We start from the raw sequence: 12,509 nt of genomic DNA, 5'->3' as shown, positions 1-12,509 counted from the left end.
AATAATAGCTGTTAACAATAAAAAAACGCCCCTGTCAATAAACTGACAGAGACGCATAGGCAGCGCGGTTCCACTCTGATTGAGAAGACAAACCCTTCTCCAACTCGAATCCTGTTAACGGTAGGAAGCCGCCTTTACCTACTCTATTTCGGCAACGGGCTCAGAGGTGCATTTCAGAAAAGGAGGGGCTTAAACCACTTTCAGCCGGTGATGGTTCTCTCTACTAAGCATCCTTTTCTTACTTCTCCTCATCAACGCGATATCATTTAGTGTGATACTCTTACTATATTACATATCCTCGAAAATGTTAACCTAAAAGACTTTGAAGGCGATGTTTAACAGTATCTTTCCCTAAAAGCTCGATGGCATTCGGTAATTCAGGACCATGAGTCTGGCCCGTTACTGCTACACGGATCGGCATGAACAGTTTCTTCCCTTTATGACCAGTCGCCTTTTGGACCGCTTTGATGGACGATTTGATTTCTGCCGCTTCGTACTTTTCAAGGGCGTCAATTTCGTTCAAGAAAGCTTGAAGGACTTCAGGTACCTGCTCTTCATCAAGTACGGCTTTCGCCTCTTCATCATATTCAAGATCGGTCTTGAAGAACATTTCAGACAGCTCAACGATTTCAGCACCGAAGCTCATTTGCTCCTGGTATAAAGAAATGACGCGACTTGCCCATTCACGCTGCTCATCGGACATGTTCTCATCCAGTTTACCTGCGCTGATCAAATGTGGAAGAGAAAGATCCACGACTTGATCTAGCTCTAGATTCTTCATGTACTGATTGTTCATCCAAGTAAGCTTCTGGTTATCGAACAGAGCAGATGAAGTGGAAAGGCGCTCAGGATCAAAGATTTCAATAAACTCGTCTCTAGAGAACAGCTCTTCTTCTCCCTTTGGAGACCAGCCAAGTAGCGCAATAAAGTTGAATAACGCTTCAGGCAAATAACCGAGGGCTTCATATTGCTCGATGAACTGAATGATGCTCTCATCCCGTTTGCTCAGCTTCTTACGGCTTTCATTGACGATCAACGTCATATGCCCGTAAACCGGCGCATCCCAACCAAGAGCTTCAAAAATCATCAGCTGCTTCGGAGTATTGGAGATATGATCCTCCCCGCGAAGAACATGGGTGATTTTCATCAAATAATCATCCACTGCAACGGCGAAGTTATACGTTGGTGTACCATCTTTTTTCGCAATGACAAAATCACCGATGCCATCTGATTCAAATGACACGTCCTCTTTCACGATATCATTGAAAGAATATACTTTCCCTGCAGGTACACGGAAGCGAATGCTCGGCTGACGGCCTTCCGCTGCCAGTTTCTCCTGATCCTCTTTCTTCAGGTTGCGGCATTTCCCTGAGTAGCGAGGCATTTGACCTGCTGCTGATTGTGCTTCACGTTCCGCTTCCAGTTCTTCCTCCGTACAATAACACTTATAAGCCTGACCGCTCTCTAACAGCTCTTTTAAATACTGCTCATAAATATGATTACGCTCGGATTGACGGTAAGGTCCGTATTCACCCGGTTTATCTGTGCTTTCATCCCAATCGATTCCAAGCCACTGAAGATATTTAAGCTGACTTTCTTCTCCGCCTTCAATATTTCGTTTCTTATCCGTATCTTCAATACGGATGATGAACTTTCCACCTACGCTGCGGGCGTATAGATAATTAAATAAAGCGGTTCTTGCATTTCCAATATGTAAATGACCCGTTGGACTCGGGGCATAACGGACGCGTACTTCCTGTGTCATTATGTTTCCTCCTCTTCGTGTTTCCTGCTTAAAGCCTCTGACCTATTTTAACACCGTTAAGTATGGGAATAAAGCGAATTTATCCCCTACTTCTTTTTTATCAATATAGTGGTTTGTGCGGCAATCCCTTCGCCTCTTCCGGTAAAACCAAGTTTCTCAGAAGTGGTAGCTTTCACGTTCACATCCGCTATATCCGCTTCCAGTAACGTGGCGATGCTTTGTCTCATCTCGTCGATATATGGAGCCATTTTAGGTTTCTGGGCAATGATCGTGCAATCGATATTCCCCAGTTCATAGCCTTCCTCTTTCACAAGAGCCCATACATGTTCGAGCAGCTTCGCTGAATCAGCATCCTTGAACTCGGGATCTGTATCCGGAAAATGCTTTCCGATATCTCCTGCAGCAATCGCACCCAGACACGCATCCGCTACAGCATGCAACAAAACGTCTGCATCCGAATGGCCCAATAACCCTTTTTCATATGGAATCGTGATGCCTCCCATGATAAGAGGTCTCTCTTCCACTAATTGATGAACATCGAATCCTTGTCCAATCCTAAACATGTTTCTCTCCTCCACTCATTTCCTCTCGCTTCTTCAAGATCGCCTCGGCAAAATATAAGTCCTCAGGAGTTGTCAGTTTGATATTGTCATAATCACTCTCCACGACAGCTACCTCAACATCCGATCTTTCTACCAGTGACGCATCATCAGTACCAAGGAAACCATCTTGATCTGCATCTTGATGTGCTCTTTTCAAAATGGAAACACGAAAAGCTTGTGGGGTTTGAACCATCCACAAGCTTGAGCGTTCAATCGTTTCCTCGACCTCTCCATCCAGTACTTTTTTGATTGTATCTTTCACAGGAACTGCCGCAATGGCGGCCCCTGTCGAATAAGTCTTTTCGACCAATTGGTGAATCGTGGATTCCTTAATAAAAGGTCTTGCTCCGTCATGGACGAGAACAACCTCATGATCAACCTCAAGCAACGCATTGTATACACTGTGCTGTCTTTCTTCGCCCCCATCAACAAGCTTGACTACCTTCTTGATGCCAAAGCGATCCAAGAGCCCTTGGAACACCTGTCGCTCTGATGGGTGTATGGCTAAGTAAATACCCTTACAATGGGTGTCATATTCGAAAACACGCAAGGTATGGATGATGACAGGGCATCCTTTCAACTCAAGTAACAGTTTGTTTTTGCCCGCTTTCATTCGTTTCCCCTGTCCAGCAGCTGGAATGACAACTTCATATTCCATAGAATAACTCCTTTAACACACAAGTAATACTACTATTATACCTTACTGAATCAATGGAGTCAGGGCAAAACGGCCTTACAATGCTTTTTCTAATTGCTTCGGTTTCGCAAAGATCATCCTGCCTGCGGAAGTTTGTAAAACGGATGTGACGAGTACATCGATATACTTGCCGATGTAATTGCGGCCTTCTTCCACGACGATCATCGTACCATCATCCAGGTATGCAATTCCCTGGTTATGCTCTTTACCATCTTTGATCACCTGGACCTTCAGCTCTTCACCAGGTAATACAACCGGCTTGACGGCATTGGCCAAGTCATTGATGTTCAATACTTGTACACCTTGAAGATCACACACTTTATTCAAGTTGAAATCATTGGTTACAACGATTCCATTTGTAAGCTTCGCCAATTTCACCAACTTCGAATCCACTTCCTGGATTTCCTCAAAATCCCCTTCATAAATCTGGACCTCTACCGGAAGTTCCTTTTGGATGCGATTCAGGATATCCAATCCTCGACGTCCACGATTCCGCTTCAATACATCGGAAGAATCCGCAATATGCTGAAGCTCTTCCAGGACGAATTGAGGAATGACAACAATCCCTTCCAAAAATCCTGTTTGGCAGATATCCGCGATACGACCATCAATAATCACACTTGTATCCAATATCTTAAGGGTCTTCACACCCTCTTCATCTAAATCTTCTTCCGTTCCCTTTTTCTTACCACGGTTTGTCGTACCGAATAGACCAACCAGTTCATCCCTTTTCTTGAATCCAACCTGGAACCCTAAATACCCTAAAAGCAGGGTTAATAAAATCGGGACCACTGTGTTGACAATCGGAATCTCCATTTGGTTGAACGGAATTCCAAACAAATAGGCAACGAACAAACCAATAATCAGGCCTAAACTACCAAATAACAAATCCGTTACCGGTGCCTTTACCAAGCTATCTTCAAACCACTTGACGAAGTTGACGACATACTCGACTGCCCAAAACGTAAGAATATAAAAAATAATGGCACCAAATATAGCAGTCATATAAGGGTTATTAATTAAAGGAATGTCTGATAGATTTATGACGGTAAATAATTCGGGAAGCAGAAATATTCCCAGTGTTCCCCCGACGATCAGGAAGCACGCTTGAACGATTCTTTTTAACATTCCCTCACCTCCTCCTACTCATTATAAACAATTTACTATTTTTGAAACGTGTGAGCTTTGAAAATTTCAAATTTAATACTGCTGAAACGATTTTGATACACTTATCCCATATTAGTAGCTTCCTTAAGTGAAGGCTAACACGTCTTTTAACCACTGTCAATTTTTTGAAAAAGCAACAATTATACCACATCAGGAAAATGTAGGTCTACATTCCTATAACTGCCTGTCAGCGAACGTTTGTTCCTTTATTAGTTTTAATCCCTCTTTGATTTTCCTTGCCCTTACTTCACCGATTCCTTCGACTTCGTCTAAATCGTCCACGGAGGCACTCACGACATGAGGAAGGGTTTGAAATCTTGTGATGAGGTTTTCAATTATCACAATCGGTAAACGGGGGATCTTATTCAACACACGATATCCTCTTGGATAGATGGCATCATCGTGATGGACATACCCGTGGTAGCCCAACAATTTTAATAAGACATTATCCTCTAATACCTCTGAATGAACAAGCTCCTGGAATTTATAAAGAAGTTCAAAAGGCTTGATGTTTCTTTCCTGGGAATAGTCCCTGATGATGAGCATCGCTTCATCTTCAATATCCGTCAATAACTCATTCATCTGAAGACGAATCAACCGACCCTCGATACCAAGCTCACTTAAATACGTCAATAATTCATTCTTGATCCTGAGGACCATTTCGAACCGGTGAAGCACCTGCAGCAGATCACTTTGAGTAACAAGCTCCTCAAACTCAAGTACCGACAAATTAGAAATGCTCTGATCAAGGACCACCTTATACTTCTCCAGGGTTTGAATGGCTTGATTGGCCTTCGTTAAGATGACAGAGATGTCCTTTAATGCATATCGGAAGTTACCTTGATAGAGGGTGATGACGTTTCTCCGTTGTGAAATCGCAATGACAAGGGCATTGGTTTGTCTCGCAACCCGCTCCGCCGTTCGATGTCGCATTCCTGTTTCAGTGGATGGAACGTACACATCGGGAGCAAGCTGAGCATTCGCCAAAATAATCTTCGTCCCTGCTTCATTCAGGATGATGGCCCCGTCCATTTTGGCCAGTTCATACAGGTAACTCGGAGAGAAAGCACAGTTAATATGAAATCCCCCGTCCAATACAGACTTCACCTTATCATTGTAGCCAACGACAATAAGCCCTCCCGTATTGGCTCTCAGCACATTATCAATACCATCCCTGATCGGGGCACCGGGAGCAACGAATTGTAATATATCCGACATGGACTTATCTCTTGCCTTCTTATCTTCCATTTCTTATCCTCCTAAAATAATCGACAACGCTTCGTTTATATTTGAAACGCCTTTAACCTCTATATCGGATGGTGGCTGCCATCCACTTAAGTTATTCTGGGGAATGATGACTCGTTTGAATCCCAGCTTAGCCGCTTCCTGAACGCGTTGCTCGATCCTTGACACCCTTCTGATCTCACCCGTCAATCCGACTTCGCCGATGATACAATCGTGCGCACTGGACGCTCTATCCCGAAAACTTGAAGCGATGCTCGCCGCGACGGCCAAGTCAATCGCCGGTTCGTCCAGCTTCACCCCGCCTGCCACTTTCAGATAGGCATCCTGCTGCTGCAGAAGCATACCTGCACGCTTCTCCAACACAGCCATGATCAGTGATACCCGGCTATGATCTATCCCTGTGGCCATCCTTCTGGGATTGTTAAAGCTGGTAGGCGTCACAAGGGCTTGAATCTCCACAAGAACAGGTCTTGTACCCTCCATCGATGCCACAACGGTCGAACCCGCTGCACCCTGTGAACGCTCTTCCAAGAAGATCTCAGACGGGTTGGCCACTTCCTCCAAGCCGAGCTCCTTCATTTCAAATATCCCCATTTCATTCGTTGAGCCGAAGCGATTCTTAACCGCCCTTAGGATACGATACGAATGATGACGCTCCCCTTCGAAATACAACACGGTATCCACCATATGTTCCAACAAACGAGGTCCTGCAATCGAGCCTTCTTTCGTAACATGCCCGACAATGAAAATCGCAATTCCCTTTGTCTTCCCGATTCGCATCAGTTCCGCCGTACACTCCCTCACCTGGGAAACACTACCTGGAGCAGACGTCACGTCAGGATGAAAAATCGTTTGAATCGAGTCGATGATGACGAAATCCGGTGAGATCTGTTCAATCGTTTGATGAATCAACTCAAGATTCGTTTCCGCAAATATATATAAATCATCTGATTTAACATTTAACCGATCCGCCCGAAGCTTTGTTTGCTTGATCGACTCTTCACCGGATATATACAATACCTTTTGCTTCTGATCCGCAAGCTGAGCCGAAACCTGCAGCAATAAAGTCGATTTCCCTATTCCAGGGTCTCCCCCGATCAAAACGAGGGAACCCGGTACAACTCCTCCACCCAGCACCCGATTCAGTTCTTTCGATTCGGTCAATACCCTCGGCTCTTGCTTGGTTTCGATGGAAATCAATTTCTCTGCTTTAGAGGGGCCGCTATTCTCAGAATGCATAAACGACGTACGGGGCTTCTTCCCCGTCATCTCCACTTCTTCCACCATCGTATTCCACTCATTACATCCCGGACATTTCCCCATCCATTTAGCAGACTCATATCCACAGGATGAACACACAAACTTCGTCTTTTTCTTTGCCAATCTATTCTTCTCCTCTATAACTCTATTTGTACTCTTACCTATTCGCGATAATACCCATTTGGCATGATTGTATCGGTTTTATGTATGGGATTCAAGAAAAGCGTAGCCGGCTTGGTAGGCCCGACAAGCACAACTGGGAAATCCGAAAAGGCGTTTTTTGCCTTATGGGATTTTTCAGTTGTGACCTCGAGGGGCTAGCCGGCGGAGCTAGACAATAAGAAAGCGTAGACGGCTTGGTCAGAGGCGACAAGCATAAGGCGAGCCCACTGGAAAGGCGCTCTTTGCCTTTTTGGTGGGATTGACTTATGACCTCGAGCCTCTAGCCGGCGGAGCTGGACAATAAGAAAAGCGTAGCCGGCTTGGTAGGCCCGACAAGCATCTCCCAAAGTATTCATTATGATAAAAGAGGTACACGAAAACAAATACGTGTACCTCTTTATCACTCTTACTATTATGTCGTAGTGTTCGCTGCTTCTTCTTTCACCTTCACTACGAACTCACTATCTTCTACATCGATCACGATATTCTGTCCTGTCAGCACTTTCCCTCTTAACAGTTCCTCGGACAGTTTATCTTCAACATATTTCTGAATCGCGCGACGCAGAGGACGTGCACCATATTCAGGATCAAATCCTTCATCTGCAATTTTCTCTTTGGCAGCCGAGGATAGTTCTAAATGAATATCCTGCTCTTTCAAGCGGCTCGTCAATTGGTTGGACATCAATGTCACAATCTCTTTCAAGTGATCTTTTTCAAGAGAGTGGAACACGATGATTTCATCGATACGGTTAAGGAATTCAGGTCGGAAAGCACGTTTCAATTCTTCCATGACCTTACCTTTCATATCTTTATAATCCTGTTTCCCGTCTTGAATGTTGAACCCAACATATTTATTGCTCTTAAGGGACTGGGCACCAACGTTCGATGTCATGATCAGGACTGTATTCCTGAAGTCTACCGTTCTACCTTTGGAATCCGTTAATCGGCCGTCCTCCAGTACTTGCAGAAGAATGTTGAACACATCCGGATGTGCTTTTTCGATTTCGTCCAATAGGACGACGGAATATGGTTTGCGGCGAACTTTCTCCGTTAACTGACCGCCTTCTTCATACCCTACATATCCTGGTGGTGAACCGACTAAACGGGAAGTCGAGTGTTTTTCCATGTACTCGGACATATCGATCCGGATCATTGCATCTTCATCACCGAACATAGATTCAGCAAGAGCACGGGCCAATTCCGTTTTCCCTACTCCGGTTGGTCCAAGGAAGATGAAGGAACCAATTGGACGCTTCGGATCTTTAAGACCTGCCCTTGCACGACGAACAGCTTTTGACACCGCCACAACGGCTTCCGATTGCCCGATGACTCTTGAATGAAGAATCTCTTCTAATTTGAGTAAACGATCCGTTTCTGTTTGAGCCAATTTCGATACCGGCACTCCCGTCCAGTTCGAAACGACCTTCGCAATATCTTCAACGGTCACTTCTGTATTTTCCTGACCTTGTTTTTCTTTCCATGTGTTCTTCGTTTCTTCTAACTCTTCACGAAGCTTCTGCTCAGAATCCCTCAAAGAAGCAGCTTTTTCAAATTCCTGGCTTTGTACGGCCGCATCTTTCTCTTTGCGGATTTCTTCGAGCTTTGCTTCAAGCTCTTTCAGATTTGGTGGTGTCGTGTAAGAGCGTAAACGCACCTTTGATCCAGCTTCATCAATTAAATCGATGGCCTTATCCGGCAGGAATCGATCAGAGATGTAACGATCAGACAGCTTCACCGCAGCATCGATTGCTTCATCCGTAATGGAAACCCGGTGATGGGCTTCATAACGATCACGCAGTCCCTTCAGGATTTGAATGGACTCTTCTGCTGTAGGCTCGTTGACTTGAATTGGTTGGAAACGACGCTCCAGAGCAGCATCCTTTTCAATATATTTGCGGTACTCATCTAATGTTGTCGCACCGATACACTGTAATTCTCCACGGGCAAGGGATGGTTTCAGGATATTCGATGCGTCGATTGCACCTTCCGCCCCTCCTGCACCGATCAGGGTATGAAGTTCGTCGATGAAGAGGATGATATTACCCGCTTGACGGATTTCATCCATTACCTTCTTCAGACGATCCTCGAACTCCCCACGATATTTCGTACCGGCTACAACCGTACCCATATCAAGGGTCATAACACGCTTGTCGCGCAGGATTTCCGGCACTTCATTGGCGATGATCTGTTGTGCAAGACCCTCAGCAATCGCCGTCTTCCCTACACCTGGCTCACCGATTAATACCGGGTTATTCTTCGTACGTCGACTCAATACTTCAATGACGCGCTGAATCTCTTTACTGCGTCCGATGACCGGATCCAGGCTGCCTTCACGTGCGATGGCTGTCAGATCACGGGCTAAGCTATCAAGAGTTGGAGTATTGGCATTGGCATTGCCACCACCCTGATGATTGCTTGAATCATTACTGCCAAGCAGCTGCAATACTTGCTGCCTTGCTTTATTCAAGCTGACTCCAAGGTTTCCAAGAACACGGGCGGCCACTCCTTCACCCTCGCGGATCAACCCTAGTAAAATATGTTCCGTCCCTACATATGAGTGCCCCAGCTTACGGGCTTCATCCATGGAAAGTTCGATTACTTTCTTCGCACGCGGCGTGTAATGAATCGTTTGGGATTTCTCGGTTCCTTTCCCGATTAATCCTTCCACTTCCTTCTGGATTTTTTCCGGGCTTAACCCTAATGCTGTAAGTGCCTTGGCAGCAATCCCTTCACCTTCGCGGACAAGTCCCAATAAAATATGTTCAGTACCAATATTACTGTGTGATAAACGAATTGCTTCTTCCTGAGCTAATGCCAATACTTTTTGGGCTCTTTCTGTAAATCGACCAAACATCATATTATTTTTCCTCCTCACATGTATCTTTATCTAACTTAATTCGCTCTCGAATCAAAGAAGACCTTCTTATATCTCTTTCATTTGGTCTCAATGGACCTCCAGAATATTGTTGTAAAAATCCAGGTTGGGTTAAAATCATTAGTTCATTCAATATATTCTTAGATATCACTTTGATGTATCCTAAATCAATTCCAAGCCTGACATCCGATAAACACTTCGCTGCTTCCTTGGATTCAATGATCCTGCTGTGCTCCAGCACCCCAAGAGAGCGGAAAATCCTATCTTCTAATTGTATGTTTGACGTCTGAACTAGTGCGTTTCTTGCCGATTGTTCTTTCTCGATGATCTGCTTCACTACGCTTAGCAAATCTGCGACGATATCCTCTTCCGACTTACCAAGTGTCGTTTGATTCGATATCTGAAAGATGTTCCCCAGCGCCTCGCTGCCTTCCCCATATATCCCTCTGACCACTAATCCCAACTGATTAATGGCCGGAATGATACGGTTCAGCTGTTGTGTCAATACAAGGCCTGGTAAATGCATCATGACGGAAGCTCTCAGCCCTGTGCCTACATTGGTAGGACAAGTCGTTAAATACCCATGCTTCTCATCAAAAGCAAAATCAAATTCACTTTCAAACCAATCATCGATCTGATTGGCTTTCTGTAAAGCTTCTTCTAATTGCAAACCTGGATATAAACACTGTATTCGAATATGATCCTCTTCGTTTACCATTATGCTGATATCTTCTTCGTTTGATAAAAGAACAGCACCGTAATTCGTGTCCTCCGCTAAGTTAGGGCTTATAAGATGTTTCTCCATCAATACCCTCTTTTGCAGAGGTTGAATCTCACTTGTAGGTAAAAATTCCAACTCACCTAAATCTTTAGGATATGAAGAGAGCTTCTCCTTCACGCGATCCACAATCTCTTTCGCTTCTTCAGAGGAATAAAGAGTGGAAAAACGGTAATCCGTCAAGTTCCTTGCAAGCCTTACCCGGGAGCTGAGAACTATATCCGAATTAGGCCCTTCTTCATTCATCCATGAACTAACAGCATTACTCAAGAACTTCTCCAGACTCATTCTTTCTCTCCTCCCTCTTTCTTGATATCTTTTTCCAGGGAGCGAATTTCGTCTCGAACCTCAGCTGCTTTTTCAAACTCTTCATCTGCTATCATCATTTGGAGCTCAGATTTTAACTGCTGAATCTTCTTTTTCACATGAATGGCTCCACCCATACGTTCCGGAACCTTTCCGTGATGCTCGACATTGCCACTATGAACACGCTTTAACAAAGGAGTTAGCTCATCTTTAAACGTCTCATAACAATGGGCACATCCAAAGCGACCTACATTAATGAACTGATGAATCGTCATCTTACACTTTTTACACTGCAGCACTTCTGTCTTAGGAATTTCCGTTTCTTTTGCCTGCTTAAACGCAGGAGCTATATTAAGAAGACCCGCCAGGAGATTGTTTACAGAAAAGCCGGGTGAAGAATCAAACATAAACATCTCACCCTTGTCCTGAGCACATTGCTCACATAAATGAACCTCTGTCTTTTCCCCGTTTACCACCTTGGTAAAATGAAGGGTCGCAGGTCTTTCATTACACTCTTGACAAACCATCCCATTCACCTCTTTAACCCTTACTCATACTTCAATGTATCCAGCATAGCTCTAAGCATTCTGCCTCTCAGGATATCCCGTTCGGGTAAATCGACCATAATGACGGAGCGGTCCATCACACTCAGCATGATCTTGGCTTCTCTTTCAGAAATGATCTCTTCCTCTACCAAGCGAAACACAATATCTGCTGCTGTATTCTGACTGATCGTTTGTGTAATCAATGCCACTAACTGATCAATCAAATGAACTTGATCATGGGCCCTCACCTTCATAATCCGAATGTAGCCACCGCCACCACGTTTACTTTCTACTACATAACCCCGTTCTATGGTGAAACGGGTATTGATCACATAATTAATTTGAGAAGGAACACATTGAAACTTATCAGCGATCTCGCTTCTTTTAATCTCGACTATCTCACTTTCACTCAGCTCTAACACATTCTTTAAATAACTTTCAATGATGTCGGATATGTTCCTCATCAAACCTCCTCCTCATTTTGACTTTGACTATATTTGACTATAATTATACAACCGTGATTTGAACTTTGCAATTATGAAGTTTGACCTTAGAAGTTTTCCTGTTTAGGGAAAGTTTTAAACGTGGGAATGGAAGATTATTGGATAGAAATTTGGTAATGGGGCACTGTGGTGGTTTGTTCGGGGAGTGTTGGGGGATGAATCGATCTGTTTGGATTAAGATGGTTGGTTGTGTTGGTGGCAGAGTGATATTTATAGATTTGAAGACTGTATTTTAGTAAAAGTTATGGGGAATAGAGAGATTGGTTAAGTGAAGGATTTGTTTATGTATGAATGGTGTGTTTTTGACTGAGAGGTTGGGAGGTTTCTTGGCGGGGTTTAGGGGGAATTGCGTCGTTTTTATCTTTTTTGCGTCATTATCGGAGGGTATTGCGTCATAATTTTATTTTTTGCGTCGTTTTCGGTGATATTTGCGTCACTTTTTTGTTATATGCGTCATTTACCATTTTTTACCTAGTATAAAACATCAGCTGCCCCCTTCTCATTAATCAAAAAAAGAGTAACTCCACTGAGCTACTCTTTTCACATATTGCCTGGCGACGTCCTACTCTCACAGGGGGAGATCCCCCAACTACCATCGGCGCTG

At 44.2% G+C, this 12,509-nt stretch carries 10 protein-coding genes and 1 other annotated feature; all 10 genes read right to left on the bottom strand.

Annotated elements, in window-relative coordinates:
- Positions 1–44: 44 nt before the first annotated feature.
- Positions 45–264 (bottom strand) — a binding site (T-box leader).
- Positions 265–307: 43 nt separating this feature from the next.
- The 10 genes from gltX to ACIGG7_RS23095 all read right to left on the bottom strand — a co-directional run bounded on the left by gltX (position 308) and on the right by ACIGG7_RS23095 (position 11,866).
- Positions 308–1,765, bottom strand: a complete 1,458-nt coding sequence (gene gltX, locus ACIGG7_RS23140) for a glutamate--tRNA ligase (RefSeq protein ID WP_397551145.1) — start codon at positions 1,763–1,765, stop codon at positions 308–310.
- Positions 1,766–1,851: 86 nt separating this feature from the next.
- Positions 1,852–2,328 (bottom strand): 2-C-methyl-D-erythritol 2,4-cyclodiphosphate synthase, encoded by a 477-nt coding sequence (gene ispF, locus ACIGG7_RS23135; RefSeq protein ID WP_224945474.1) that lies wholly within the window; start codon positions 2,326–2,328, stop codon positions 1,852–1,854.
- A complete protein-coding gene (gene ispD / locus ACIGG7_RS23130) occupies positions 2,321–3,025 on the bottom strand; it encodes a 2-C-methyl-D-erythritol 4-phosphate cytidylyltransferase (RefSeq protein ID WP_224945472.1) in 705 nt (234 codons plus the stop codon). Before ispD ends, ispF begins: the two co-directional genes overlap by 8 nt.
- A 75-nt stretch (positions 3,026–3,100) precedes the next feature.
- The gene (locus ACIGG7_RS23125) at positions 3,101–4,192 is read right to left on the bottom strand and encodes a PIN/TRAM domain-containing protein (protein ID WP_224945471.1); all 1,092 of its coding nucleotides are present in this window, start codon (positions 4,190–4,192) and stop codon (positions 3,101–3,103) included.
- 213 nt (positions 4,193–4,405) lie between these two features.
- Positions 4,406–5,479: a DNA integrity scanning diadenylate cyclase DisA gene (gene disA, locus ACIGG7_RS23120; RefSeq protein WP_224945470.1), complete on the bottom strand. Its 1,074-nt coding sequence runs from the start codon at positions 5,477–5,479 to the stop codon at positions 4,406–4,408.
- Between the two features lie 3 nt (positions 5,480–5,482).
- Positions 5,483–6,859: a DNA repair protein RadA gene (radA, locus tag ACIGG7_RS23115; RefSeq protein ID WP_224945469.1), complete on the bottom strand. Its 1,377-nt coding sequence runs from the start codon at positions 6,857–6,859 to the stop codon at positions 5,483–5,485.
- A 451-nt stretch (positions 6,860–7,310) separates the two neighbouring features.
- Positions 7,311–9,755 carry an ATP-dependent protease ATP-binding subunit ClpC gene (clpC, locus tag ACIGG7_RS23110; protein WP_224945468.1) on the bottom strand — a complete coding sequence of 815 codons (2,445 nt, stop codon included), beginning with the start codon at positions 9,753–9,755 and terminating at the stop codon, positions 7,311–7,313.
- Position 9,756: 1 nt separating this feature from the next.
- Complete coding sequence (gene mcsB, locus ACIGG7_RS23105; protein ID WP_397551144.1) at positions 9,757–10,839, bottom strand: protein-arginine kinase McsB; 1,083 nt, start codon at positions 10,837–10,839, stop codon at positions 9,757–9,759.
- The gene (gene mcsA, locus ACIGG7_RS23100) at positions 10,836–11,384 is read right to left on the bottom strand and encodes a protein-arginine kinase activator protein McsA (RefSeq protein ID WP_224945466.1); all 549 of its coding nucleotides are present in this window, start codon (positions 11,382–11,384) and stop codon (positions 10,836–10,838) included. The genes mcsB and mcsA overlap by 4 nt, the downstream gene beginning before the upstream one ends.
- 20 nt (positions 11,385–11,404) lie before the next feature.
- On the bottom strand, positions 11,405–11,866 hold the full coding sequence (locus tag ACIGG7_RS23095; protein WP_224945465.1) for a CtsR family transcriptional regulator: 462 nt from the start codon (positions 11,864–11,866) through the stop codon (positions 11,405–11,407).
- Between the last annotated feature and the right edge of the window lie 643 nt (positions 11,867–12,509).

Origin of the sequence: Rossellomorea sp. NPDC077527 (assembly GCF_044542955.1) — a bacterium.
Taxonomy (GTDB): Bacteria; Bacillota; Bacilli; order Bacillales; family Bacillaceae_B; genus Rossellomorea; species Rossellomorea aquimaris_E.
This window is presented reverse-complemented; position numbering and strand designations above follow the sequence as displayed.

Bases quoted from the DNA above. Each gene is read 5' to 3' on its own strand.
- mcsB (WP_397551144.1), bottom strand. From the start codon at position 10,839: ATGAGTCTGGAGAAGTTCTTGAGTAATGCTGTTAGTTCATGGATGAAT.
- ispF (WP_224945474.1), bottom strand. From the start codon at position 2,328: ATGTTTAGGATTGGACAAGGATTCGATGTTCATCAATTAGTGGAAGAG.
- ACIGG7_RS23095 (WP_224945465.1), bottom strand. From the start codon at position 11,866: ATGAGGAACATATCCGACATCATTGAAAGTTATTTAAAGAATGTGTTA.
- disA (WP_224945470.1), bottom strand. From the start codon at position 5,479: ATGGAAGATAAGAAGGCAAGAGATAAGTCCATGTCGGATATATTACAA.
- mcsA (WP_224945466.1), bottom strand. From the start codon at position 11,384: ATGGTTTGTCAAGAGTGTAATGAAAGACCTGCGACCCTTCATTTTACC.
- ACIGG7_RS23125 (WP_224945471.1), bottom strand. From the start codon at position 4,192: ATGTTAAAAAGAATCGTTCAAGCGTGCTTCCTGATCGTCGGGGGAACA.
- ispD (WP_224945472.1), bottom strand. From the start codon at position 3,025: ATGGAATATGAAGTTGTCATTCCAGCTGCTGGACAGGGGAAACGAATG.
- gltX (WP_397551145.1), bottom strand. From the start codon at position 1,765: ATGACACAGGAAGTACGCGTCCGTTATGCCCCGAGTCCAACGGGTCAT.
- clpC (WP_224945468.1), bottom strand. From the start codon at position 9,755: ATGATGTTTGGTCGATTTACAGAAAGAGCCCAAAAAGTATTGGCATTA.